At 65.5% G+C, this 25439-nt stretch carries 22 protein-coding genes and 1 tRNA gene; 14 read left to right on the top strand and 9 right to left on the bottom strand.

Annotation, left to right across the window (positions count from 1 at the left end; translation table 11 throughout):
- The first annotated feature begins 83 nt into the window (after positions 1–83).
- The 6 genes from sucC (at position 84) to lpdA (ending at position 8615) form a co-directional block, all read left to right on the top strand.
- The gene (sucC, locus tag ABCN56_RS11430; protein WP_343080917.1) at positions 84–1277 is read left to right on the top strand and encodes an ADP-forming succinate--CoA ligase subunit beta; all 1194 of its coding nucleotides are present in this window, start codon (positions 84–86) and stop codon (positions 1275–1277) included.
- A gap of 4 nt (positions 1278–1281) precedes the next feature.
- Positions 1282–2163: a succinate--CoA ligase subunit alpha gene (gene sucD, locus ABCN56_RS11425; RefSeq protein WP_343080916.1), complete on the top strand. Its 882-nt coding sequence runs from the start codon at positions 1282–1284 to the stop codon at positions 2161–2163.
- Positions 2164–2218: 55 nt separating this feature from the next.
- Positions 2219–5179, top strand: coding sequence for a 2-oxoglutarate dehydrogenase E1 component (locus ABCN56_RS11420; protein WP_343080915.1), 2961 nt, complete (start codon positions 2219–2221; stop codon positions 5177–5179).
- Between the two features lie 3 nt (positions 5180–5182).
- A complete protein-coding gene (gene odhB / locus ABCN56_RS11415) occupies positions 5183–6703 on the top strand; it encodes a 2-oxoglutarate dehydrogenase complex dihydrolipoyllysine-residue succinyltransferase (protein ID WP_343080914.1) in 1521 nt (506 codons plus the stop codon).
- A gap of 39 nt (positions 6704–6742) precedes the next feature.
- Positions 6743–7138: an MAPEG family protein gene (locus tag ABCN56_RS11410; protein ID WP_343080913.1), complete on the top strand. Its 396-nt coding sequence runs from the start codon at positions 6743–6745 to the stop codon at positions 7136–7138.
- Between the two features lie 88 nt (positions 7139–7226).
- Entirely contained in the window at positions 7227–8615 is a 1389-nt protein-coding gene (gene lpdA, locus ABCN56_RS11405) for a dihydrolipoyl dehydrogenase (protein WP_343080912.1), read from the top strand.
- 10 nt (positions 8616–8625) lie between these two features.
- On the opposite strand, the gene ABCN56_RS11400 is transcribed toward lpdA, so the two are convergent.
- Together ABCN56_RS11400 and ABCN56_RS11395 are read right to left on the bottom strand one after the other, a co-directional pair.
- Positions 8626–9276 (bottom strand): GntR family transcriptional regulator, encoded by a 651-nt coding sequence (locus ABCN56_RS11400; RefSeq protein ID WP_343080911.1) that lies wholly within the window; start codon positions 9274–9276, stop codon positions 8626–8628.
- A 50-nt stretch (positions 9277–9326) separates the two neighbouring features.
- The gene (locus ABCN56_RS11395) at positions 9327–10019 is read right to left on the bottom strand and encodes a M48 family metallopeptidase (protein ID WP_343080910.1); all 693 of its coding nucleotides are present in this window, start codon (positions 10017–10019) and stop codon (positions 9327–9329) included.
- Positions 10020–10172: 153 nt separating this feature from the next.
- On the opposite strand from ABCN56_RS11395, the gene ABCN56_RS11390 reads away from it, so the two are divergent.
- Together ABCN56_RS11390 and ABCN56_RS11385 are read left to right on the top strand one after the other, a co-directional pair.
- A complete protein-coding gene (locus tag ABCN56_RS11390; RefSeq protein ID WP_343080909.1) occupies positions 10173–10502 on the top strand; it encodes a TIGR02300 family protein in 330 nt (109 codons plus the stop codon).
- Positions 10503–10594: 92 nt separating this feature from the next.
- Positions 10595–10670, top strand: a tRNA-Ala gene (locus tag ABCN56_RS11385).
- A 401-nt stretch (positions 10671–11071) separates the two neighbouring features.
- On the opposite strand, the gene ABCN56_RS11380 is transcribed toward ABCN56_RS11385, so the two are convergent.
- Genes ABCN56_RS11380 through ABCN56_RS11365 form a run of 4 tightly spaced genes read right to left on the bottom strand, consistent with a single transcriptional unit; the run spans position 11072 to position 15130 of the window.
- Entirely contained in the window at positions 11072–12022 is a 951-nt protein-coding gene (locus ABCN56_RS11380) for a GlxA family transcriptional regulator (RefSeq protein ID WP_343080908.1), read from the bottom strand.
- A gap of 54 nt (positions 12023–12076) precedes the next feature.
- Complete coding sequence (gene proX / locus ABCN56_RS11375) at positions 12077–13063, bottom strand: glycine betaine/L-proline ABC transporter substrate-binding protein ProX (RefSeq protein ID WP_343080907.1); 987 nt, start codon at positions 13061–13063, stop codon at positions 12077–12079.
- A gap of 37 nt (positions 13064–13100) precedes the next feature.
- Positions 13101–14042: an ABC transporter permease gene (locus ABCN56_RS11370; RefSeq protein WP_343080906.1), complete on the bottom strand. Its 942-nt coding sequence runs from the start codon at positions 14040–14042 to the stop codon at positions 13101–13103.
- Positions 14042–15130 (bottom strand): quaternary amine ABC transporter ATP-binding protein, encoded by a 1089-nt coding sequence (locus ABCN56_RS11365; RefSeq protein ID WP_343080905.1) that lies wholly within the window; start codon positions 15128–15130, stop codon positions 14042–14044. Before ABCN56_RS11365 ends, ABCN56_RS11370 begins: the two co-directional genes overlap by 1 nt.
- 183 nt (positions 15131–15313) lie before the next feature.
- Between ABCN56_RS11365 and ABCN56_RS11360 the strand changes: the two genes are divergently transcribed.
- The 5 genes from ABCN56_RS11360 (at position 15314) to ABCN56_RS11340 (ending at position 20279) form a co-directional block, all read left to right on the top strand.
- On the top strand, positions 15314–16024 hold the full coding sequence (locus ABCN56_RS11360) for a GntR family transcriptional regulator (protein WP_343080904.1): 711 nt from the start codon (positions 15314–15316) through the stop codon (positions 16022–16024).
- Between the two features lie 8 nt (positions 16025–16032).
- Positions 16033–16938 carry a dihydrodipicolinate synthase family protein gene (locus ABCN56_RS11355; RefSeq protein ID WP_343080903.1) on the top strand — a complete coding sequence of 302 codons (906 nt, stop codon included), beginning with the start codon at positions 16033–16035 and terminating at the stop codon, positions 16936–16938.
- Positions 16939–16940: 2 nt separating this feature from the next.
- Entirely contained in the window at positions 16941–18440 is a 1500-nt protein-coding gene (locus tag ABCN56_RS11350) for an aldehyde dehydrogenase (protein WP_343080902.1), read from the top strand.
- On the top strand, positions 18437–19783 hold the full coding sequence (locus tag ABCN56_RS11345; protein WP_343080901.1) for an NAD(P)/FAD-dependent oxidoreductase: 1347 nt from the start codon (positions 18437–18439) through the stop codon (positions 19781–19783). Before ABCN56_RS11350 ends, ABCN56_RS11345 begins: the two co-directional genes overlap by 4 nt.
- A gap of 121 nt (positions 19784–19904) precedes the next feature.
- Positions 19905–20279, top strand: coding sequence for a YigZ family protein (locus tag ABCN56_RS11340; RefSeq protein WP_343080900.1), 375 nt, complete (start codon positions 19905–19907; stop codon positions 20277–20279).
- 96 nt (positions 20280–20375) lie between these two features.
- Here ABCN56_RS11340 and ABCN56_RS11335 read toward each other — a convergent pair whose 3' ends face one another.
- The gene (locus ABCN56_RS11335) at positions 20376–21293 is read right to left on the bottom strand and encodes a hydrogen peroxide-inducible genes activator (protein WP_343080899.1); all 918 of its coding nucleotides are present in this window, start codon (positions 21291–21293) and stop codon (positions 20376–20378) included.
- A gap of 346 nt (positions 21294–21639) precedes the next feature.
- Between ABCN56_RS11335 and katG the strand changes: the two genes are divergently transcribed.
- The gene (gene katG, locus ABCN56_RS11330; RefSeq protein WP_343080898.1) at positions 21640–23850 is read left to right on the top strand and encodes a catalase/peroxidase HPI; all 2211 of its coding nucleotides are present in this window, start codon (positions 21640–21642) and stop codon (positions 23848–23850) included.
- Positions 23851–23973: 123 nt separating this feature from the next.
- Here the strand turns inward: katG and ABCN56_RS11325 are convergent, their stop codons facing one another.
- Both ABCN56_RS11325 and ABCN56_RS11320 read right to left on the bottom strand, forming a co-directional pair.
- Entirely contained in the window at positions 23974–24708 is a 735-nt protein-coding gene (locus ABCN56_RS11325; RefSeq protein ID WP_343080897.1) for an SDR family NAD(P)-dependent oxidoreductase, read from the bottom strand.
- Positions 24705–25439, bottom strand: a complete 735-nt coding sequence (locus ABCN56_RS11320) for an SDR family NAD(P)-dependent oxidoreductase (RefSeq protein WP_343080896.1) — start codon at positions 25437–25439, stop codon at positions 24705–24707. The genes ABCN56_RS11325 and ABCN56_RS11320 overlap by 4 nt, the downstream gene beginning before the upstream one ends.

Below are 25439 nucleotides of genomic sequence, written 5' to 3'. Positions count from 1 at the left end.
TGCGCTAACAGCGATTTACCGTTTCGCCACCCTGCATCCCTGTGAGATTAGGCGCCAAACCGTACCAGATCAGGGACAGGCCCATGAACATCCACGAATACCAGGCGAAGGCGCTGCTGCGGAGCTACGGGGCCCCGGTTTCCGATGGCCGCGTGGTGCTTCGTGCGGAAGAGGCCAAGACCGCTGCCGGGGAACTCGACGGGCCCCTTTGGGTCGTGAAGGCGCAGATCCATGCGGGCGGACGCGGCAAGGGCAAATTCAAGGAGCCGGAGGCCGGCGAAAAGGGCGGCGTCCGGATCGCGAAATCGGTTGAGGAAGCCGCGACGCTGGCCCGCCAGATGCTGGGTCGGACGCTGGTGACGCACCAGACCGGACCGGCTGGCAAGCAGGTGAACCGGATCTACATCGAAGACGGTTCCGACATCGCGCGCGAACTTTACCTCGCGCTGCTGGTGGACCGCACGACCTCGCGCGTGGCCTTCGTCTGCTCGACCGAGGGCGGCATGGACATCGAGGAAGTCGCGGCGAAGACGCCGGAAAAGATCCTGACGTTCAGCGTCGATCCGGCTTCGGGGCTTTCGGATTTCCATGGCCGTCGCGTGGCCTACGCGCTGGGTCTTCAGGGCGGGCAGGTGAAGCAGTGCGTCGCGCTGATCCGCACGCTCTACAAGCTCTTCGTTGAAAAAGACATGGAGATGCTTGAGATCAACCCGCTGATCGTCACCGCCGACGGCAACCTAAAGTGCCTCGACGCGAAGATGGGCTTCGACAACAACGCTCTCTACCGCCAGGCCGACATCCTCGCGCTGCGTGACGAGACCGAGGAGGACCCGAAGGAACTCGCCGCCTCGAAGTTCGACCTGAACTACATCGCGCTCGACGGCGAGATCGGCTGCATGGTGAACGGCGCGGGCCTCGCGATGGCCACGATGGACATCATCAAGCTCTATGGGGCGGAGCCGGCGAACTTCCTCGACGTGGGCGGAGGCGCGACGAAGGAGAAGGTGACGGAAGCCTTCAAGATCATCACGTCGGACCCGAACGTGAAGGGCATCCTCGTGAACATCTTCGGCGGCATCATGCGCTGCGACATCATCGCGGAGGGCGTGATCGCGGCCGTGAAGGAAGTCGGCCTGCAGGTTCCGCTCGTCGTCCGGCTCGAGGGAACGAACGTGGACCTCGGCAAGAAGATCATCAACGAAAGCGGCCTGAACGTCATCGCGGCGGACGACCTGTCCGACGCCGCGCAGAAGATCGTCAAGGCGGTGAAGGGGTAAGAACATGGCCGTACTCGTCAACGAAAACACCCGCGTCATCTGCCAGGGCCTTACCGGCAGCCAGGGCACGTTCCACACGGAACAGGCCATCGCCTACGGCACCAAGATGGTCGGCGGCGTCACCCCCGGCAAGGGCGGGACGGATCACTTGGGCCTTCCGGTCTTCAACTCGGTCCACGAGGCCGTCGCGCAGACCGGCGCCAATGCCTCGGTGATCTACGTTCCCCCGCCGTTCGCCGCGGACTCGATCCTCGAAGCGGTCGACGCCGAGATTCCGCTGGTCGTCTGCATCACCGAAGGCATCCCGGTCCTCGACATGATGCGCGTCAAGCGGACGCTCGAAGGCTCGAAGACCACGCTGATCGGCCCGAACTGCCCCGGCGTCATCACGCCCGGCGCCTGCAAGATCGGGATCATGCCGGGCCATATCCACAAGCGCGGCTCCGTCGGGGTGGTCAGCCGGTCCGGCACGCTTACATATGAGGCCGTGAAGCAGACGACCGACGTTGGCCTTGGCCAGTCCACCTGCGTGGGCATCGGCGGTGACCCGATCAAGGGAACCGAGCATATCGACGTACTCGAATGGTTCCTTGCGGACGACGAGACCCAGTCGATCATCATGATCGGCGAAATAGGCGGCTCGGCCGAGGAAGAGGCCGCGCAGTTCCTGAAGGACGAAGCGAAGCGCGGCCGCAAGAAGCCGGTCGCGGGCTTCATCGCGGGCCGCACGGCGCCGAAGGGCCGCCGGATGGGCCACGCCGGCGCCATCGTTGCTGGCGGCAAGGGCGGCGCCGAGGACAAGATCGAGGCGATGCGCTCGGCCGGGATCGTCGTGGCGGACAGCCCGGCGACGCTGGGCGAAGCCGTGCTGAAGGCGATCGGATAACAAATTGACGCCCCGGGGCACACGCTCCGGGGCTTCGCTCCTCAGAGGTGCTGAGATGACGGAACAATCCCCCAACAACCAGTTCAAGGCCTCCTCCTTCCTGCAAGGAGGCAATGCCGAATACGTGGAACAACTCTACGCCCGCTACGCAGCCGACCCCGCGTCGGTCGACGCAGCCTGGGCGGAGTTCTTCCGCTCGCTCGGCGACGCCGAGATGGACGTGAAGCGCGAGGCGGCGGGGCCCTCGTGGGAACGCGCCGACTGGCCGCCGACCCCGTCGGACGACCTGACCGCGGCGCTGACGGGCGAATGGCCCGTCGCGGCGAAGGAAGCCAAGGCCGCGGCCGAGAAGATCAAGGCCAAGGCCGCCGAGGCCGGGGTGACGGTTTCCGAGGACCAGGTAAAGCGTGCCGTTCTGGATTCCGTCCGGGCACTGATGATCATCCGCGCCTATCGGATCCGGGGGCACCTCGTCGCCGATCTCGACCCGCTGGGGATGCGCGACCAGACCCCGCATCCGGAGCTCGACCCCAAGTCCTACGGCTTCGCCGACGCCGACATGGACCGGCCGATCTTCCTCGACAAGGTGCTGGGCCTCGACTTCGCCTCGATGCGCGAAATCCTCGACATGATTAAGCGGACCTACTGCGGCACCTTCGCGCTGCAGTACATGCACATCTCGGACCCCGAGCAGGCCGGCTGGCTGAAGGAGCGGATCGAGGGTTACGGCAAGGAAATCACCTTCACCCGCGAAGGCCGCCGCGCGATCCTTAACAAGCTCGTCGAGGCCGAGGGCTTCGAGAAGTTCCTGCACGTCAAGTACATGGGCACCAAGCGCTTCGGCCTTGACGGCGGCGAGGCGCTGATCCCGGCGATGGAGCAGATCATCAAGCGGGGCGGCAACCTCGGCGTGAACGAGATCGTGATCGGCATGCCGCACCGCGGCCGCCTCTCGGTTCTCGCCAACGTCATGGGCAAGCCCTACCGCGCGATCTTCCACGAATTCCAGGGCGGTTCGTACAAGCCCGAGGACGTGGACGGGTCGGGCGACGTGAAATACCACCTCGGCGCCTCCTCGGACCGGACCTTCGACGACAACACCGTCCACCTGTCGCTGACCGCGAACCCCTCGCACCTCGAGGCGGTGAACCCCGTCGTGCTGGGCAAGTCGCGGGCGAAGCAGGAGCAGCGGCACGACCGCAGCCGCCGGTCCGTCCTGCCGGTCCTTCTGCACGGCGACGCGGCCTTCGCGGGCCAGGGCGTCGTCGCGGAATGTTTCGGCCTCTCGGGCCTCGTCGGCCACCGCACGGGCGGCACGATCCACATCGTGGTGAACAACCAGATCGGCTTCACCACCGCGCCGCATTTCAGCCGGTCGAGCCCCTACCCGACCGACATCGCGCTGATGGTCGAAGCGCCGATCTTCCACGTCAACGGCGACGACCCGGAGGCGGTCGTGCATGCCGCCAAGGTCGCCACCGAGTTCCGCCAGATGTTCGGCAAGGACGTGGTGATCGACATGTTCTGCTATCGCCGCTTCGGTCACAACGAAGGCGACGAGCCGATGTTCACCAACCCGGTGATGTACAAGCGGATCAAGCAGCACAAGACGACGCTGCAGCTTTACACCGAACGTCTGGTCGCCGACGGGCTCATCCCCGAGGGCGAGATCGAGGACATGAAGGCGGCCTTCCAGGCGACGCTCAACGAGGAGTTCGAAGCCGGGAAGGTCTACAAGCCGAACAAGGCTGACTGGCTCGATGGCCGCTGGTCGCACCTCGAGCGCGAGAAGGCCGTATACGATCCGGGCAAGACCGACATCTCCGCGGAAACGCTCGAGGAGATCGGCACGGCACTGACGCGCGTGCCCGAAGGATTCGACCTGCACAAGACGCTTCTGCGGCAGATCGATTCCCGCGCGCAGATGTTCGCGACCGGCAAGGGCTTCGACTGGGCCACGGCCGAGGCGCTGGCCTTCGGCTCGCTCATGACCGAGGGCTACCCGGTGCGCCTCGCCGGGCAGGACTGCACGCGCGGCACCTTCTCGCAGCGCCATTCCGGCTTCATCGACCAGACGACCGAGGAACGCTACTACCCGCTCAACCACATCAGGGCGGGCCAGGCGCGCTACGAAGTCATCGACTCGATGCTTTCGGAATACGCCGTGCTCGGCTTCGAGTACGGATACTCGCTGGCCGAACCCAACGCGCTTGTCATGTGGGAGGCGCAGTTCGGCGACTTCGCGAATGGCGCGCAGATCATGTTCGACCAGTTCATCGCCTCGGGCGAGCGGAAGTGGCTCCGCATGTCGGGCCTCGTCATGCTCCTGCCGCACGGGTTCGAGGGCCAGGGTCCGGAACACTCCTCGGCCCGTCTCGAACGCTTCCTGCAACTCAGCGCCGAGGACAACTGGATCGTCGCGAACTGCTCGACGCCCGCGAACTACTTCCACATCCTCCGGCGCCAGCTGCACCGGACGTTCCGCAAGCCTCTCGTCCTGATGACGCCGAAGTCGCTCCTGCGGCATCCGCTCTGCATCTCGGACGCGGAGGATTTCACGGCAGGGTCCAGTTTCCACCGCGTGCTGTGGGACGACGCCGAGAAGGGCAATTCGGACACGAAGCTCGTGGCCGACAAGAAGATCAAGCGGGTCGTGCTCTGCTCGGGCAAGGTCTATTTCGACCTTCTGGCCGAGCGCGACAAGCGCGGGCTCGACGACGTATACCTGCTACGTCTCGAACAGTTCTACCCGTTCCCGGCGCAATCCCTGTCCAAGGAACTCGAGCGCTTCAAGGGCGCCGAGATCGTCTGGTGCCAGGAAGAGCCGAAGAACCAAGGGGCCTGGAGCTTCATCGAGCCGAACCTCGAATGGGTGCTGACGCGGATCAAGTCGAAGCACACCCGGCCGCGTTACGCGGGCCGCGCCGCTTCCGCTTCGCCCGCGACGGGTCTGGCGAGCCGGCACAAGGCAGAGCAGGAAGCGCTGATCGACGACGCGCTCGCAGGGAAAGGATAAGGCATGACTGTTGAAGTCCGGGTCCCGACGCTGGGGGAAAGCGTTTCGGAAGCGACGGTGGCAACCTGGTTCAAGAAGCCGGGCGACAGCGTCGCCGCCGACGAGATGCTGTGCGAGCTTGAAACCGACAAGGTGACGGTGGAGGTGCCTGCCCCGGCGGCGGGCGTCCTCGCCGAGATCGTGGCGGCGGAAGGCGACACGGTGGGAGTCGATGCGCTTCTGGCGCAGATATCGGAGGCCGGTTCAGCCGGCCCGGAAGAAATGCAGATTAGAAAGGCCGCCGAGGTCACGGCAGAGCCGAAAGCGGATGAGGGCAAGATGACGGATGTGATGGTTCCGACGCTTGGGGAAAGCGTGACGGAGGCAACGGTTTCCACCTGGTTCAAGAAGGTCGGCGACACGGTCGCGCAGGACGAGATGCTCTGCGAACTCGAAACCGACAAGGTGTCGGTCGAGGTCCCGGCACCGGCGGCCGGTGTGCTTGCGGAAATCCTGGCCCCCGAGGGCTCTACGGTGGACGCCAAGGCGCGCCTGGCCGTGATCTCCGAAGGCGCCGCGGCCCCCGCACCCAAAACGGAAGCGAAGCCCGAGCCCGCGAAGGCCAAAGCCGCCGCGAAGGATGTCGAGGATGCCCCCGCCGCGAAAAAGGCCATGGCCGAGGCTGGTATCAGCCGCGACCAGGTCACTGGCACCGGCCGGGACGGCCGGATCATGAAAGAGGACGTGGCCCGCGCTGCCGCTGCCCCCGCACCTGCACCTGCCCCCGCTCCGGCTCCGGCTCCGGCGGCAGCCGCGCCCCGCGCACCGGTCCCGGCCGAGGATGCGAGCCGCGAAGAGCGGGTGAAGATGACGCGTCTTCGCGCCACGATCGCGCGCCGCCTGAAGGACGCGCAGAACACCGCCGCGATCCTGACCACCTACAACGAGGTGGACATGTCGGCGATCATGGAACTCAGGAACGCCTTCAAGGACCAGTTCGAGAAGAAGCACGGTGTGAAGATGGGCTTCATGTCCTTCTTCGTGAAAGCCTGCTGCCACGCGCTGAAGGAGGTTCCCGAGGTCAATGCCGAGATCGACGGGCAGGACATCGTCTACAAGAACTACGTCCACATGGGCGTGGCCGTGGGCACGCCGTCGGGCCTCGTCGTCCCAGTGGTGCGCGATGCCGATCAGATGGGCTTCGCCGCGATCGAGAAGAAGATCGCGGAACTCGGCCTGCGCGCCCGCGACGGGAAACTGTCGATGGCAGAGATGCAGGGCGGCAGCTTCACGATCTCGAACGGCGGCGTCTACGGGTCGCTCATGTCCTCGCCGATCCTGAACCCGCCGCAGTCGGGCATCCTCGGCATGCACAAGATTCAGGACCGGCCCGTGGTCGTCAACGGCCAGATCGTCATCCGCCCGATGATGTATCTCGCGCTGTCCTATGACCACCGGATCGTCGACGGAAAGGGTGCGGTGACCTTCCTCGTCCGGGTGAAGGAAGCGCTGGAAGACCCCCGTCGCCTGCTGATGGATCTGTGATAAGCTGAGCCCAACGAAACGGGACAGGGGATATCCGAAATGTCTAGCGAACTGAACATCCTGGCGCTTTACGGGCTTTACACCTGCCTGGTGTTGATCCTGAAGGTGACGGGCGCGCAGAGCCAGCTTGGCATGGCCTATCTCCTGTCCTCCCGCGACGAGCATCGGACGCTGACGGGCATCACCGCCCGCCTCGACCGGGCGCTGACGAACTCGATCACGGCGATGGCTCTTTTCGCCCCGGCGGTCCTGATCCTGCATGCCAAGGGTGCCTTCAGCGCCGGCTCGCTGACGGCCGCGCAGGCCTTTCTCATGGCGCGCGTGCTCTACGTTCCGGCCTACGGCTTCGGGATCACCGGGGTGCGCACGCTCCTGTGGCTCGCCGGCTTCGCCGCAACCGTATTCCTCTATCTCATGGGCCTGATGGCCGCATGACGCCTTAACCAGATCACAAGGCCCCCGCCCCCGGCAACGCGCCGCGGAGAGCCCGGACGGGCTTTGGACCAGACCCAAGGAGCTAAAGATGGCTGAGTTTGACGTGATCATAATCGGCGCCGGCCCGGGCGGCTATGTCTCGGCCATCCGCTGCGCGCAGTTGGGCCTCAAGACCGCCGTGGTGGAGGGCCGCGACACGCTCGGCGGAACCTGCCTCAACGTAGGCTGCATCCCCTCCAAGGCACTTCTGCACGCGTCGCACCTCCTGCACGAGACGCATGAGAACTTCGAGAAGATGGGCCTGATGGGGGCCTCCCCGAAGGTCGACTGGAAGAAGATGCTCTCCTACAAGGACGACGTCATCGGCCAGAACACCAAGGGGATCGAGTTCCTGTTCAAGAAGAACAAGGTGACCTGGATCAAGGGTTGGGCCTCGATCCCGGAACCCGGCAAGGTGAAGGTCGGAGACGAGGTTCACGCCGCCAAGAACATCGTGATCGCCACGGGCTCCGAAGCCTCTTCGCTCCCCCGCGTCGAGATCGACGAGAAGACCGTCGTCACCTCGACCGGCGCGCTCACCCTGCCGAAAATCCCGAAGTCGATGGTCGTCATCGGCGCCGGCGTGATCGGACTGGAAATGGGCTCGGTCTATGCCCGCCTCGGCGCTGACGTGACCGTGGTCGAATATCTCGACGCGATCACGCCCGGCATGGACGCCGAGGTGGCAAAGAACTTCCAGAAGATCCTGACCCGCCAGGGGCTGAAATTCGTCCTCGGCGCCGCAGTGCAGAAAGTCGATGTCGCCAAGGGCAAGGCCAAGGTCAGCTACAAGCTGAGAAAGGACGACAGCGAAGCCACTCTCGACGCAGACGTGGTTCTGGTTGCTACGGGACGGAAGCCCTACACGGCGGGCCTCGGCCTCGAAGCGCTCGGCGTCGAGATGGAGCCGCGCGGCCAGGTCAAGACGGACGGGCATTTCGCTACGAACGTGAAGGGGCTTTACGCGATCGGCGACGCGATCGTTGGCCCGATGCTCGCCCACAAGGCCGAGGACGAGGGCATGGCCCTGGCAGAGATCCTCGCGGGCAAGGCGGGGCACGTGAACTATGGCGTGATACCCGGCGTGGTCTACACGACGCCCGAGGTCGCGAGCGTCGGCAAGACCGAGGAGCAGCTCAAGGAGGAGGGCCGCGCCTACAAGGTCGGCAAGTTCCCCTTCATGGGCAACGCGCGTGCGAAGGCCGTGTTCCAGGGCGAGGGCTTCGTGAAGCTCCTCGCGGACGCGCAGACCGACCGTATCCTCGGTTGCCACATCATCGGCCCTTCGGCCGGCGACCTGATCCACGAGGTCTGCGTGGCGATGGAGTTCGGCGCTTCGGCGCAGGACCTCGCCCTGACCTGCCACGCCCACCCGACCTTCTCGGAAGCGGTCCGCGAGGCGGCGCTCGCCTGCGGCGACGGCGCCATCCACGCCTGAGGCTTCGGTCTCACGTCGCGAGGTGGCGGAGCCCCTGCGTGACGTCCGTTCTGACGGCGAGCCGGAGAGCCGGCTCGTCCCCGGCCTTCAGCGCCGCGATGATCATGCGGTGGTGCTGCGGCGGCTCCGTGCGACGCAGCTTCGTGTAGAGCGCGCGCATCGTCGGACCGAGCTGCAGCCAGACGGTCTCGCAGATCGCGAGCATCGCGGGGGCCTGCGCGCGCAGGTAGAGCGTCCGGTGAAACTCCAGGTTCGTCCGGATATACGCGACCGGATCCTGCTTCACCACGGCCTCGGCATTCGCCATGTTGATCGTCTTCAACCTTTCGATCAGGGCGAAATGGGCGCGCGGCAGGGCGCGGCTTGCGAGTTCCGGTTCGATCAGCGCACGTAGCGCCGCGAGCTCCTCGATCCGCTCGTTCGTGAGCTCGGGCGTCGACACCCGACCCGAAGCCGAAAGCGTGACCGCCCCTTCCGCGGCGAGCCGCCGGAGCGCCTCGCGGGCGGGCGTCATCGACACGCCATAGGCCTTGGCCAGACCGCGCAGGGTCAGCGCCTGACCGGGCAGCATCTCGCCATGAAGGATCTGCTGGCGCAGCGACCGGTAGAGCCGGTCATGTGCGGCTCCTGTGGCTTCCGAAGGGCGGAGCTGAGTCTGCATGCACTGTATGTGATCACGAACAGCGCGCGCGTCAATCTGCCCGCGTGTAGTCAGGCGCCGAAATCGTAACGGTGCAAAGCAGCGCCGTGCTGCTTCAGCCAGCGTCTGTGCTTCTGGTAGTCCGGCATCAGGCGCGACACGATCGCCCAATAGGCCGGTGAGTGGTTCATCTCGGCCAGGTGCGCCACCTCGTGAGCGGCGACATAGGACAGCACATCAGGCGGCGCCAGGATCAGTCGCCACGAATACATCAACCCGCCCTTCGCCGAGCAGGAACCCCAGCGCGAACGCGTGTCGCGCAGCGTGAGGCCCTGGAAACTTCGGCCAAGGACGCCGGCGTAGCGCTCGGATTCGGCCTGCAGCCGCTGCCGCGCGGCAAGCTTGAGATACGCGGCCACCCGTGGGCCGACCGTGTCCGCACCCTCAGGCACAAGGAGAACCGTCTCCTCCCGCCGCACAGCCCGGACGGGCCCTTGGGTCACGATCAGCTCGCGTCCCTCCACCGGCAGGACGGTGCCCGCGACGACCGGCAACTGCGGAGCGGCGCACGCCATCGCCTTGCGGATCCAGTCCGCCTTGTCCCGCGCGAAGTCCAGAGCCGCCGATTCGGACGCCCGCACCGGTAGCGAAAGCGTCACCCGCCCATCGAGCCGCGAGACGCGCAGCGAATAGACCTTGGCCCGCGCCGACCGGCGCAGCGTGATTTCTATGGGCGGATTTCCGGGCAACGTCCGGCGTGTCATGGCCAATTCCTCTCCGGCGCAGAATAGCGCCATGGCGGCGGGGGGAAAGCGGCTTTGCGCCCGCTCGGAACCAACGCCCAAAAGCCTTTGACAGTCGCCGCGCCTTATGGCAGTTGGCCTCGACTCATGCACAGCCCCGCGATGGAGGATTCCATGCCCAAAGACGAATGGGGCGTAAAGCGCCTTTGCCCGCATTGCGCCAGCCGCTTTTACGACCTGCAGCGCGATCCGATGACCTGCCCTGAGTGCGGCCACAGCTTCACCGTCGAAAGCCTGACGGCGACCCGCGGCCGCATGATCACGTCCGAGAAGGCCCCGGCCCGTGACCGCAGCATCGATGTCGATGATCTCGACAGCGAAACCGATCTCGAGGAGGATAGCAGCGACGTCGATCTCGACGACGACCTCCTCGAAGAAGACGAGGAAGACAACGTCTCGCTCGACGAGATCGCGGACGTTGGCGGGTCCGACGAAGAAACCTGAACTATGTGGCGGGCGGCCGCGTTTTTCGCTTGCGGAGCCGCCCGCCCTTACTTATACGCCACGACGCGGACGGTAACGTCCGGACCTCCGGTGGGGCCATAGCTCAGTTGGGAGAGCGCTTGAATGGCATTCAAGAGGTCAGGGGTTCGACTCCCCTTGGCTCCACCAAATTCCTTCCAAGACTTTGAATTCCTGAAGTAAACCGCGTCGTGCGGTTATGCTTTCGGATTGACTGGACGCGCGGGGCCTCGCCTCGGAAACCGGCCGAAGGCTGAATGATTTACGCTGTGTGTCTGCGCGCAACCACGGCATCGATAACGCGCGTCTGCTTTGTTCCCGCAGCTGATTCCCTCTTTTTCGGTTCTGCTGTCAGTAGCTCTCGGAAAGCCGCGCGGAGGCAATGGGAGGGCACCAGGGAGGCGTTGGCCGTGTGGCCGGCGGACACCCGTACCGGGCGCCCTCTGGCGCCTCTGAAGGCGTTCAGGCGAGGCAATCTGCGGGCAGTTCCAGACAGTCGAAGATCACGTCTCACAGGCGCTTATCCCCGCCAGCGGAGCCCCTGGTTCCCGTCAGGCGAGCGTCGTCCGGTGGCTGAGCGGCGAGATGCCGAAGTGGCTTCGGAACACCTTCGAGAAGTGCGAGGTGGAGTTGAAACCGCAGGCCATCGCGATCTGGGCGATGGATTGTTCCGTCTGGACGATCAGGTTGCGCGCGCGGTGGAGCCTCATCTCGACGACGTAACGCTTCGGCGAAGTGTTCAGGTACTTGCCGAACAGGCGTTCCAGCTGCCGCGTGGAAATCCCCAGTTCGCGCGCGATCTCGCACGGGGCGAGCGGGGTCTCGATGTTCTCCTCCATGATCGCGATCGCCCGGACGAGGTGTTCGTTGCGCGCCCCGAGGCGGGATTGCAGTGACACACGCTGCGCTGCAGTGCCCTCGCGGACGGCGTTGTAGACCATCTGGTCGGCCACCGCGGTCGCCAGGTCATGCCCATGATCACGCGCGATCAGGTGCAGCATGAGGTCGGCGGCGGCCGTGCCGCCTGACGCGGTGACGAACTTCTGGTTGGCGACGAAGACGTTGCGGACGAGTCTGACCGCCGGAAACTTCTCGGCGAAGAGATCGTGGAATTCCCAATGGATCGCGGTTTCGACATCGTCAAGAAACCCCGCCATCGCGAGCACGTAGGCACCCGAACAGATCGCGCCGATCGGGGTCCCCCGCGACCTTTCTCGGCGAAGGTAGTTCAGAAGGGCCGGTGTCGTGTGGTTCTGGACGTGGAGGCCGGAAATCAGGAACAGGCGGTCGCCGCGTTCCATGGGCTCCAGCCCGCGGTCGACGAGCGTGACGGATCGGTTCGAGCAGGTGGCGGTCTTGCCATCCTCCGAGGCGAGCGACCAACGGTAAAGAGGCTTGCCCGAGACGAGGTTGGCGATGCGCAGCGGCTCGAGAGCGCAAGAGAAGGCCAGGTGCGAGAAATTCTCGATGAGCAGAAAGACGTAGTGCGTCGTCTGGGTCATGGCCTTGCGCCGGAAAACTGGGGGCGCCACCGTGGCGCCCCCATGAAGGTCGTATCAGTTGGCCGCAGCGCGAGCGGCTTCAAGCCAGCTGTCGTATTCGGCCTGGTGCGCGGCAATCCATTCGGCGACGTGACCGTCGATGGCGTCCGAGCTGTCCTCGCCGTCGGCGATCTTCTTGTTCTGCGCCGAGATGTCGTTGATGTCGATCTTGGCGAGTTCGAACAGCTTGGCCGCCGCGGGGTTCTCCGCGAGGAAGTCGTTGCGGGCGACGACGCCGATGCTGTCGACCGCGAACCCGAGTTCCTTGCCGTCGAAGCTCGTCACGCCGGTGGCGCCATCAGGCAGCGACGAATAGGGAACCGAGAGCCACTCGACGTCCTGGCCGGGAACCATCGCGCCCGAGACCCAGTACGGGGTCCAGGTGTAGTAGAGGATCGGCTCGCCGCCCTGGTGGCGGGCGATCGTGTCGGCGATGATCGCGTTGTAGGCGCCCTGGTTGTGGGTGATCGTGTCGCGCAGGCCGAATTCCGTCAGCTGATGCTCGATCACGCGCTCGCAGCCCCAGCCCGGAGCGCAGCCGGCGAGGTCCGCCTTGCCGTCACCGTCCGCGTCGAACTTCGCGGCATTCGCCGGGTCCTTGAGGTCGCCGAGGTTCTGGATGCCAGCCTCGTAGCTCGCCTTGTCGACGAGGTAGCCCTGAAGGGCGCCGTCGATGAGGCTGCCGACCTTCGTCATCACGGCGTCACCGCCGGACTCTTGGTAGAAGGCGTCGTGGAGCGTGCGCCAGCTTACCGCGGTGAAGTCGCCGTCGCCCGCGCCGACGGCGAGGTGGATGGTCTGGTATTCGACTTCCTGCGGGTCTGCGACCGTGTAGCCGAGATCCTCGAGGGCCCGGAACAGGACGCGGTGCTGGAAGATCTCTTCCAGAGCGGGTGCCATGACGGGGCGTACGGTGACGCCTTCGCCGGGCTTTTCGTTGGCCAGGAGCGGCGTCGCGGCGAGCGACAGCGCCAGGGCCGATGCGATGGTGAAGTGCTTCATTCCCAGTTCTCCAAGTTGGACTGTGAGTTTCGGGCGCTTAAGCGCGCCCTTTGGTCAGGCGCACAACCAGTCCCACCGGACCGGCCTGCCACCAATGGCGATGACCGCGTTCCCGGCCAGAGCGGCCGAGCCCTTGCGTGATGCGGTCCAGAACGATTGCGAGGATGACGATGCCCAGGCCGCCGACGATGGCCTTCCCGGCGTCTAGCCGGCCCATCGCGCGGAGCACCTCGTTACCGAGGCCCTTGACCGAGATCATCGAGGCGATCACGACCATCGACAGCGAGAGCATGATGGTCTGGTTGAGGCCGGCGAGGATCGTCGGGGTCGCGAGCGGCAGTTCGACCTTGAACATGATCTGGTTCGGCGTGGCGCCGAAGGCACGCGCGGCCTCGACCACGCCCGGGTTCACGCCCCGGATGCCGAGCGACGTCAGGCGCACCAGCGGCGGCAGCGCGAAGATGATCGTCACGATCACGCCAGAGACGTTGCCGATCCCCACGAGCATGACGACTGGAACGAGATAGACGAAGGCCGGAATGGTCTGCATCGTATCGAGAACCGGGCGGATCGCAGCCTCGAACCGGTCGCTCTTGCCGGCGATGACGCCGAGCGGCAGGCCGATGACCACGCAGAGAATCACGGACGAGATCACGATGGCGAGCGTCGTCATCGCGAGAGACCAGGCCGCCGGGTCAAGGAAGCCAAGTGCCACGAGACAGCCCGCGACAATGAGCGCGACGCGGCGGCCGGCCGCCTGCCAGGCGATCAGGACGAGAAGGATCAGCATGATGACCGGCGGCACCGCCTGAAGCGCAGATTCGATCGCCGAGATCATGCCGTCGAAGAAGCCCTTGATCGGCTGAATGGTGTCGCGGTTGGCGATTGCCCATTGCTTGACGCCATCGGTGCGGCCATCGATGTCGAGGTCGACCGAGGTGAACGGGTTGAGCCAGTCGAAAGTCTTTTCTTCGGCCATCACGCGGCCCCCATTGCTGCGGAGGCGGTTTCTTCGCGCCCCTGGATGCCGCGCAGAAGCGCCTTCTTGGTTACGACGCCGACGTTCGCCCCATCGGCCTGGACCAGGATCGGATGATCCGTGCCGATCGCGAGGTCGACGAGCGTGTTCAGCTTGTCTTCCGGACGCGCCACCGGCCAATCCGCCGGGTCGGCGCCGCCGTTGGCCTGCTGGTACTGCGCGAAGGGCTGCATGACGCGGGCCGCGGTCACCAGATCGAGCTTCGAGATACCCGCGACGAAGTCGGCGACGTAGTCGTCGGCCGGTTCGGTCACGATCTCTTCGGGTGTGCCGATCTGCACGAGCACGCCGTCCTTCATGATCGCGATGCGGTCGCCGATGCGGATCGCCTCGTCGAGGTCATGCGTGATGAAGACCGTTGTCTTGTGAAGCTCTGCCGAGAGCTTCATGAACGTTTCCTGCAACTGCCGACGGATCAGCGGGTCGAGCGCCGAGAAGGGCTCGTCCATCAGCAGGATGGTCGGATCAGCGGCGATGGCGCGGGCGAGACCCACGCGTTGCTGCATGCCGCCCGAAAGCTCGTCGGGATACTTCTGCTCCCAGCCGGAAAGGTCGACGGCCTCGATGGCGTGCTGGGCGACGGCCCGACGCTTCTCTTCCGGAATCCCGCGGACCTCGAGCGAGAAGACGACGTTGTCGCGCACCGTCCTGTGTGGCATCAGCGCCATGCTCTGGAAGACCATCCCGATCTTCTCGGCCCGGAGCGCGCGCAGTTCCTTCGGGGACATTGCGTTCACGTTCTGGCCTTCGATGAAGACACTGCCCGCGGTCGGCTCGATGAGCCGGTTGATGTGACGGATCAGCGTCGACTTGCCCGAACCGGACAGGCCCATGATGCAGAAGATCTCGCCGCGTCCGACGCTGAAGCTCGCGTCCCTCACACCGACGACACAGTCGAACCGGTCGCGAATCTCGCTCTTGGAAAGTCCCTGGCTGCGCACGGCCTCCATGGCCTGGCGCGATTTCTCCCCAAAGATCTTCCAGATGCCATCACACCTGATGACAGCCTCTGCAGGTGCCTTTGACATACGCCCCCCTATTCTGCGCTCCTCCTGAGAGCGGGTAGGAACCATATATTGTTCTTGTAGACAACATGTATTTTATGGTAGCGCAACCATTGTAGACAATATGTATTTTTTGAGACTACAAATATCGCAGGTTACCTGATTGCGACCGTTCCGGACGGAACGGCGACAGGTTGGAGAAAAATCGTGAGCGAAAACAGCAAGAGCCGGAAGCTGCGGTGCCTTGAGGATCTGCGTCGCCGGATCCTCACGCAGGAGCTTGAGCCGGGCGAGTACCTCGACGAAACCGAGATCTCCGAAGCTTACGAGATCTCGCGCCCGCCGCTCCGCGAATTACTGCGGCAGCTCGCCGGCGAAGGCTATGTCGTGCTTCACGAAAACCGGGGCGCGCAGGTCGCGCCAATGACCCACAAGACCCTGCGGAACTTCTTCGTTGCCGCGCCAATGATTTACGCGGCGGTGACGAAGCTTGCCGCCGAACATGCCACCCCGGCGCAGATCATGCGGCTGAAGGATGCGCAACTCCTGTTCCGCGCTGCGATTCGCGACGGCGACGCGGCCGACCGCGCACTGGCGAACGAACGGTTCCATGCGATCATCGGAGAGATGGCGGACAACGAGTTCCTTTTGCCGAGCCTGCGCCGCCTGCTCATCGACCACACGCGAATCGGCATGACCTTCTACAGCCCGCGCAATCCGCGCACGGCGGAGCAGAGAGATCTGGCCGCCGACCAGCATGACCAGTTCATCGCGCTGATCGAGGCCGGCGACGCGGAAGCGGCCGCCAACCTCGCGATCGCGCATTGGGAACTTTCGCGTGCCGAGATCGAGAGTTTCGTCACGCCCGCCAGCATCGACATACCGCTGGGCCCCGCACCGGCCAGCCAAGCCACTTGAGGAGCTTCATGAAGTTCGAGGGAATCTACACCCCCGTCATCACGCCACACGGGGATGACGGCAACATCGACCACGATGGCTTCGCGGCCATGGTGGACTACCTGGTCACGTCCGGCGTCCACGGCATCATCGTGGGCGGTTCCACGGGCGAATACTACGCCCAGTCGCTTGAGGAGCGCGCGGAACTCGTCCGGGCGGCGAAGGAGGTGATCGGCGGTCGCACATCCCTCATCGTCGGCACCGGAGCGATCCGGCAGGAGGATTCGATCCGCATGGCCGAGACGGCGGCCACGATCGGCGCCGACGCGATCCTCGTGGGCTCGCCCCCCTATTCCGTGCCGACCGAACGGGAAAACGCGCTGAACGCGCTGGCGATCGACCGCGCGGCCGACCTGCCGATCATGCTCTACAACTATCCTGGCCGGATGTGCGTGAACATGGGCGAGGAGTTCCTAGACCGCGTAGGCCGGAGCCGGAATTTCTGCGCGATCAAGGAAAGCTCGGGCGACATCAACCGGGTCCACCTGCTGGCGCGCGACTATCCGCATATCCAGATGTCCTGCGGCATGGACGACCAGGCGCTGGAGTTCTTCGCCTGGGGCGCGCGGAGCTGGGTCTGCGGCGGGTCGAACTTCCTGCCCGCCGAGCACATCGCCCTTTACCGCGCCTGCGCCGTCGAGGGCAATTTCGACAAGGGCCGCCGGATCATGTCGGCCATGATGCCGCTCATGAGGGTCCTGGAACAGGGCGGCAAGTTCATCCAGTGCATCAAGCATGGCTGCGAGATGGCCGGTTTCCACGCCGGTCCGCCGCGCCCGCCGCTGAAGGCACTCAACAAGGACGACAAGAGGCAGCTTGAACAGGTCGTGCGGGTGCTGAAGCGCACCGTGGCCGAGATCGAAGCGGGGGCATGAGCATGAGCGACCTACTGACAACCGAAGAATACAAGGCCATCGCCGCCGGGCTGAACCCGCCGACACAGGCATTCGTCGACGGCAGCTTCCGTCCCGCGAAGTCGGGCAAGACCTTCGACACGATCAACCCCGCGACCGGCGAAGTGCTGGCCAAGGTCGCCGCCTGCGGCGCGGAGGATGTCGACTTCGCGGTCGAGAAGGCCCGCGACGCGTTCGAGGACGGACGCTGGTCGCGGCTCCATCCGGGCGAACGCAAGGCGGTGCTGATCCGTCTCGCGAAGCTCATCAAGCGCAATGCGCGCGAACTCGCCGTGATGGAAAGCCTCGACAGCGGCAAGACCATCTATGACTGCGAGACGGTGGACGTGCCGGAGACGATCCACTGCCTGAAGTGGCACGCCGAGCTCATCGACAAGATCTACGACCAGGTCTCGCCCGCCTCCGACAACCACATCGCGATGATCGTGCGCGAGCCCGTTGGCGTCGTCGGCCTCGTGCTGCCGTGGAACTTCCCGCTCCTCATGCTGGCCTGGAAGATCGGCCCGGCGCTGGCCGCCGGGTGTTCGCTCATCGTCAAGCCGGCGGAAGAGACTTCGCTCACCGCGCTCCGCATCGCGGAACTCGCGATGGAAGCCGGCGTCCCGGCAGGTGTCTTCAACGTTCTCCCCGGTTCTGGTCCGGACGTGGGCGAGCCGCTCGGCCGCCATATGGACGTCGACATGATCTCCTTCACCGGATCGACGGAGACGGGCCGGCGCTTCCTGCGCTACGCCTCGGAATCGAACCTGAAGGAAGTGACGCTGGAGATGGGCGGCAAGAACCCCGCCGTCGTCCTCGACGATGCCGAGAACCTCGACCGTGTCGCGGCGCATGTCGTAAACGGGGCCTTCTGGAACATGGGCGAGAACTGCTCCGCCTCGTCGCGGCTCATCGTGCAGAAGGGCGTGAAGGATGACCTGCTGAAGCGCATCCTGGCCCATGCCCGCGAATGGCCGGTCGGCGACCCGCTCGACCCCGTGAACCGGGTCGGCGCGCTCGTGTCGAAGGCGCATTACGACAAGGTCTGCTCCTACCTGGACAAGGGCCAGAAGGTGCTGATGGGCGGCAGCGCGAAGGACGGCTTCGTGGAACCGACCATACTCGATGTGACCGACCGCGACGCGGCGCAGGCGCGCGAGGAGATCTTCGGCCCGGTCCTGTCGGTCCTGACCGTCGACAGCTTCGACGAGGCCATCGCCGTCGCGAACGACACCGAATACGGGCTGGCCGCGTCGATCTTCACCTCGAACGTCAAGCGCGCCATCCGCGGGGCCCGAGCCATCCGCGCCGGCACGGTGACCGTGAACAGCTTCGGCGAGGGCGACATCTCGACCCCGTTCGGGGGCTTCAAGGCCTCGGGCTTCGGCGGGCGCGACAACGGCATCCACGCGCATGACCAGTACACGCAGATCAAGACGATCTGGGTGGACCTCAGCGACGACGCGGACGAGGCCGTGAATTGACGACCCACAAAGCGCGAAGACTGCCCGTCCATCGCGGCCCCGCCGCATGGAGCGCGATCCTGCCCGGGCAGGACGCGCCTGAGCCGCTGACGGAGAGCGTGACGGCGGACTTCGCCGTCGTGGGCGGCGGTTTCGCCGGCCTGTCCGCCGCGCGGCGGCTCATGGAGCTTCATCCGGGCAGCCGCATCGTGGTGCTCGAGGCCGGCCTGCTCGCGGAAGGTGCCGCGGGCCGGAACTCCGGGTTCATGATCGACCTACCCCACGACCTGTCCTCCGACGACTACGCCGGACAAGGGGCCGACAGCGACCGCGAGATGATCGCGCTCAACCGAAAAGCCATCGCCTTCGCAAGGGAGGCGGTGGCCGACTACGAGATCGACCCCGCCTATTTCGACCCCTGTGGCAAGGTGAACGGCGCGGCGAGCGACGCGGGGCACGCGCATAACGAAAGCTATGCGGCGCACCTGACGAGGCTCGGCGAAACGAACGAGACGCTTGACGGCCAGGCGATGCACGAGCTGACCGGCAGCCGCCACTACATGTCCGGGCTCTACACGCCGGGCACCGTGATGCTGCAACCGGCGGGTTATATCCGCGCGCTCGGTCGCGGCCTCAAGCGCGACGGCATCCGTATCTGCGAGAACTCGCCGGTGTCGGAGATCGCGGGCAGCGGGACCGATTGGGTGCTGACGACCCGGCAGGGCCGCGTCACTGCCGGCAAGGTGATCCTTGCAAACAACGGCCACCTGGAAAGCTTCGGCTTCGCAAAGCGGCGGCTGATGCACATCTTCCTCTACGCGTCGATGACGGTCGATCTGGACGCCGGCGCGCTGAAGAAGCTCGGCGGTGCGCCGCGCTGGGGCATCACGCCGTCCGACCCGATGGGCACCACCATGCGCCGGATCGGCACGGCGCAGGGCGGCAACCGGATCATCACCCGCACCTGCGCGACGTTCCTTCCCGGGATGGAACCCAGCGACTCCATGCTGGACCGGGCCGCGCGCGTCCACCGCCAGAAATTCGCCGACCGCTTCCCGGCTCTGGCCGGCGTCCGGATGGAATACAGCTGGGCCGGGCACCTCTGCCTCAGCCGCAACGGCGTGTCGGTGATGCGTGAACTGGAAAGCGGGCTCTATGCGGCCTGCTGCCAGAACGGCCTCGGCACCGCGCGCGGAACCTTGACCGGGATCGGAGCGGCGGAACTGGCGAGCGGCGTGAGCTCGGCCATCACCGCGCATTTCACCCGCGAGGCGGAGCCGACGAAGCTTCCGCCGAAGCCCTTCGCCGAGATCGGCGCAAACGCCTATCTGCGCTGGAAGGAATGGCGGGCCGGGAAGGAATGAGGAGACGCGCGGACGGCGCTCCTTGTCCCGTCCGCGCGTTTCTCTCGGCCGGGGATCGTCCGGTCTTGGGGTCTTTCCGGGACGCCTTGCGCGACGGACCGGGCATCGGTACGTCATCGGCATGCTTGTTCTCGAGAACATCATCAGTGACCGCGGATCGAAATACGCGGTTTCGGGAGGTCCCTGCGCTTCCGAGGAGGAGGCGAAGGCGTTCCTGGTCAAACTCAAGCGCAAGAAGAAGTTCGCGAAGGCCACCCACAATACCTGGGGACTTCTGACCGATCAGGGACCGTTGAAGGACGACGATGGCGAAAGCGGCGCCGGGATCGTGATCCTGCGCATGCTGGAACGCGAGAACCTGCGGAACCAGATCGTGGTCGTGACCCGCTGGTATGGCGGCAAGCACCTGGGCGGTGACCGGTTCCGCCACGTCCAGAACGCCGTGCGAATGTATATCGACCGGTTGCGGACCGATCAGGGCCAAGCCAACCCCTGACGCTTCCGCGCCGACGCTGCCGCTGCCGCAGGCAGAGGCGGGCCTCGCCGCGGGGTTCCGCAACTCCCGCAGCCGTGGTCAGACCCGTGGCCCGGGCTACGTCAATGCGTTTTTTTCTTCGCGCAGCGATTCCGCCGACCGCTGAACGTCTTCGGCAATCTGCAGGAGCTGTTCTGCCAAGGGGCTCGTCTTCCGCCAGATCATGCCAATCGTTCGCGATGGCTGGGGGTCCCTGAAATGCGCGACCGAGACGGAGGCGGACCGCGTCTCGACCGCCACGGCCATTTCCGGGATCAAGGTGACGCCGATGCCCGCCCCGACCATCTGCACCAGCGTGGACAGAGAGCTTCCGTCCAGCAATTCCCGTGGCTTCGTCGTATGCATGTTGCAGAACGAAAGCGCCTGGTCCCGGAAACAGTGCCCTTCTTCCAGAAGCAGCAACCTCATTTCCCGCAGCATTTCCCGATTGGGCACGGGTTTGCCTTCGTCCTCCCCCGGCCGGACCAGGACGAAGTTCTCCGAGAAAAGCGCGACCTCGGTCAGGGACGGCTCGGAAACCGGCAGGGCGACGATCGCGGTGTCGAGGCGGCCCTCCTCCAACTCCCGGATCAGCTTGGGCGTCACGGTTTCGCGAACGTTCAGGTCGAGACCGTCGTGGATTCGGGTCAGATCGCCGATCAACTTCGGCAAGAGATAAGGCGCGACCGTCGGAATCACACCGATCCTCAGCCGCCCGACCAGCCGATCCCGCGAGGCGCGGGCCAGGTCCTCTAGCTCGTCCACCGCGCGCAGGACATCGCGAACACGGGAGGAAAACTCTTCTCCGAAGCCGGTCAGCCGCACCTGTCTTGCGCTTCGCTCGAACAGCGCCGTGCCGAGCGATTCCTCCAACTCCTTGATCTGCATCGACAGGGCAGGCTGCGAAATCGCACAAGCATCGGCCGCGCGTCCGAAATGGCCTTGCCGGGCCAACGCCTCGAAGTAACGAAGCTGTTTGAGCGTCAGGTTTGTCATAAGAAAAATCTATCACACCGATCAGCAAATCCAACTTAAACTAATTGACCGGCTTTGCTAGACATCTCCCAGAGAAGTCGAGGAGTAACCAGTGTCGCATCCGCCCCGCGTCACGATCACCAACGGCAAACCTGTCATGAGGTTGCGGAAAGCTGGCGCGAACCGCCCGATTCTGCTTAATTGCGGACACCTTCCAGCGTGGCCAGGAAGGGCTGTGGCCATGGGGGCGTTACACTTGTCTGGCAACTCGTCACCGCGCTGGTCATAGGCCGGACCGCCTCTTGGGGCGCTCGTGGTTCTTGTCCACGCAGCAGTTCACTGAACGCATCCACGATCGGAGATAAAAATGGACGGAAACGATATGGACAAAGCCGGCAAGTGCCCGGTGATGCACGGGATTCGCCCGAATGCCATCTTCGGTGGCCGGTCGAACCGCGACTGGTGGCCGAACCAGCTCAACCTCAGGATCCTGCACCAGAACACCGCCCTGTCGAACCCGATGGGCGGGGCATTCAACTATGCCGAGGAGTTCAAGAAGCTCGACCTCAAGGCTCTGAAGAAGGACCTCTATGCGCTGATGACGGATTCGCAGGAGTGGTGGCCGGCCGATTATGGCCACTATGGTCCGCTCTTCATCCGCATGGCCTGGCACAGCGCCGGCACCTACCGCACCGGCGACGGCCGCGGCGGCGCGTCTTCGGGCACGCAGCGCTTCGCGCCGCTGAACAGCTGGCCGGACAACGTGAACCTCGACAAGGCGCGCCGGCTCCTCTGGCCTATCAAGCAGAAGTACGGCAACCAGATCTCCTGGGCCGACCTCATGATCCTCGCGGGCAACTGCGCCATCGAATCGATGGGCGGCAAGACCTTCGGCTTCGCCGGCGGCCGCGAAGACGTGTGGGAACCCGAAGATGACATCTACTGGGGTGCCGAGGACAGCTGGCTGGGTGACAAGCGCTACAGCGGCGAGCGTGACCTGGAGAACCCGCTGGCCGCAGTGCAGATGGGTCTGATCTACGTGAACCCGGAAGGCCCGAACGGCAATCCGGACCCGGTCGCATCGGGCCGCGACGTCCGCGAAACATTCGGGCGCATGGCGATGAACGACGAAGAGACCGTCGCCCTGGTCGCCGGCGGCCACACCTTCGGCAAGTGCCACGGCGCGGGCGACGCCGCGCTCGTCGGCCCGGAACCGGAAGCGGCCCCGCTTCAGGAAATGGGCTTCGGCTGGAACAGCAGCTTTGGCACCGGCAAGGGTGGCGACACGATCAGCAGCGGCATCGAAGGCGCGTGGAAGCCGAACCCGACGACTTGGGACATGGGCTACCTCAAGGTCCTGTTCAAATACGAATGGGAACTGGTGAAGAGCCCGGCGGGCGCGCACCAGTGGCTTGCCAAGGACGTGGACGATGAAGACATGGTCGTCGATGCCCATGACCCGTCCAAGAAGCACCGGCCGATGATGACCACGGCCGACCTGTCTATGCGCTTCGACCCGATCTACGGGCCGATTTCGAAGCGTTACCTCGAGAACCCCGAGGAATTCGCCGACGCCTTCGCGCGGGCCTGGTTCAAGCTGACCCACCGCGACATGGGGCCGAAGTCGCGCTACCTCGGCGCCGAGGTGCCGGCCGAAGACCTGCTCTGGCAGGACCCGATTCCGGAGGTCGATCACGCCCTGATCGACGCCGGGGACATTGCGGACCTCAAGGCGAAGATCCTCGCCTCGGGCCTGTCGATCCCGGAACTCGTCTCGACCGCCTGGGCATCGGCCTCGACCTTCCGCGGCTCGGACAAGCGCGGCGGGGCGAACGGTGCGCGCATCCGTCTCGCGCCGCAGAAGGACTGGGAAGTCAACCAGCCCGAGCAGCTGGCGAAGGTCCTCGAAACGCTCGGGGGCATCCAGACGGCATTCAACGACGCGGCGATCGGCGGCAAGAAGGTTTCGCTCGCCGACCTGATCGTCCTCGGTGGCTGCGCTGCCGTGGAGCAGGCCGCCAGGAACGCCGGCCATGACCTGGAGGTTCCGTTCACGCCCGGCCGCATGGACGCTTCGGCCGAGCAGACCGACGTCGAGGCATTCGATGTTCTCGAACCCATCGCAGACGGCTTCCGCAATTACAGGAAGGGTGACTACTCCATTTCGACGGAGGAGCTCCTCGTCGACAAGGCGCAACTCATGACGCTGACCGCGCCCGAGATGACGGTGCTCATCGGCGGCATGCGCGCGCTGAATGCGAACTTCGGCCAGGCCCAGCACGGCGTCCTCACCAAGCGTCCCGAGGCGCTGACGACCGACTTCTTCGTGAACATCCTGGACATGGGCACGGCCTGGAAGCCGGTCTCGGAAGCCGAGGACGTGTTCGAAGGGCGCGACCGGGCAACCGGCGAAGTGAAGTGGACCGGCACGCGTGTCGACCTCGTCTTCGGCTCGAACTCGCAGCTTCGGGCGCTTTCCGAAGTCTACGCGCAGGACGACTCGCAGAAGAAGTTCGTGAACGACTTCGTGGCCGCCTGGAACAAGGTGATGAACCTCGACCGGTTCGACCTGGGCTGATCGCAACCAGGGCGGACCGCAGTCGGCAACGTCTGCGGCCGCCGGCGACCAGGCAAAGCGCTAGAAAAGAAAACGGGGCCCGTCGGGCCCCGTTTCCTTTTTTGCAGCGCAGGCGACACCCCCTCAGGGCAGGCTGAGTTTCGACATCCGCCCGCCGTCGACCGTCCAGACCTGCCCGGTGACGAAACCCGCTTCGCCGGAGGCGAGCCACGCGACCAGAGCGGCGACCTCCTCCGGCCTGCCGGTGCGGCCGACGGGGTGGATGCGGCCGATCTCGCGGCGGAAAGCCACCGGGTCGGGCATGCTTTCGATGAAGTCGACGTTCAGCTCCGTGTCAATCCAGCCAGGCGCGACCGCGTTGCAGCGGATGCCTTCGGCGCCGTGATCCACGGCAACCGCGCGCGTAAGCCCGTGCAGGCCCGCCTTCGAGGCGCAATAGGCCGCATGGGTCGGGTTGGATCCCAGCCCCTCGATCGAGCCGATGTTGACGATGGAACCGCGCGTCGTGCGCAGGTGCGGCAGCGCGGCCCGGATCAGGAGGAACGGCGAGGTGAGGTTCACCCGCATCGTCTGTTCCCAATCGGCGAGGGACATGTCCTCCACCCGCGCCTCACGCATCATGCCGGCATTGTTCACCAGAACGTCGAGACGGCCGGCCTTGGAGATCACCTCGGCGACGACGCGGTCCGCGCTTTCGGGATCGGCGAAATCCGCCTCGATCCCCTCGAATGCCTCGTCGCTCCCGCGCTGCGCCGTGAAGACGCGCGCGCCCTCGCTACGGAGCCGTTCCGCGATGGCCCGGCCGATGCCGCTGCGCCCCCCGGTGACGAGCGCAACCTTGTCCTGGAACCGGCTCATGCGACGGCCTTCGCGCCGTTCACCTCGACGAGCGCGCCGCACATGTAGCGCGCCTGATCGGAGGCGAGGAAAAGCGCCACGTCGGCGATGTCTTCGGGCCGCGCGATGCGGCCCAGGGGAACGGTCTTGTCGAGGTCGGCGATCGCCGTCGCCGGATCGAAGCCGCGCACGGCGAAGCCGGTGCGAAGCATCGGGGTGTCGACCTCGTTCGGGCAGACCGCGTTGACTCGGATGCCCTGATGGGCGTGATCGCGTCCCATGCACTGCGTGAGCGAGGCGATGGCGGCCTTGGTCATGCAGTAGACCGCGTGGCCCGGGCCCGGATAGACGCCCCAGCACGAGGCGGTATTGACGATCGCGCCACCGCCCGCCGCCGCCATGATCGGGATCGCGGCGCGGGAGAGACGGAAGGGCGCCTCGACGTTGACGGCGAGAGAGATGCGGTAGTCGTCATCGCTCGTCGCGGTCACCGGCCCCCGCCGCATGATGCCCGCGTTGTTGAAGAGCATGTCGAGACCGCCCAGCGCGGCCCGCGCAGCTTCCGGCAGAGCGTCGGCGTAGGCCGCGTCCGTCAGGTCTCCGGGCAGGTGCGCCTCTGCTTCGATGCCGCTCACGTCGCGGTCGGCGGCGGCGACCTTCGCGCCTTCGGCCCGAAGCATTCGCACGATCGCTGCGCCGATGCCGCCGGCGGCGCCGGTCACGAGGGCGGTCTTTCCGGTGAATCTGTTCAT

The sequence above is a fragment of the Ostreiculturibacter nitratireducens genome, from assembly GCF_032670585.1.
GTDB lineage: Bacteria > Pseudomonadota > Alphaproteobacteria > Rhodobacterales > Rhodobacteraceae > Ostreiculturibacter > Ostreiculturibacter nitratireducens.
This window is presented reverse-complemented; position numbering and strand designations above follow the sequence as displayed.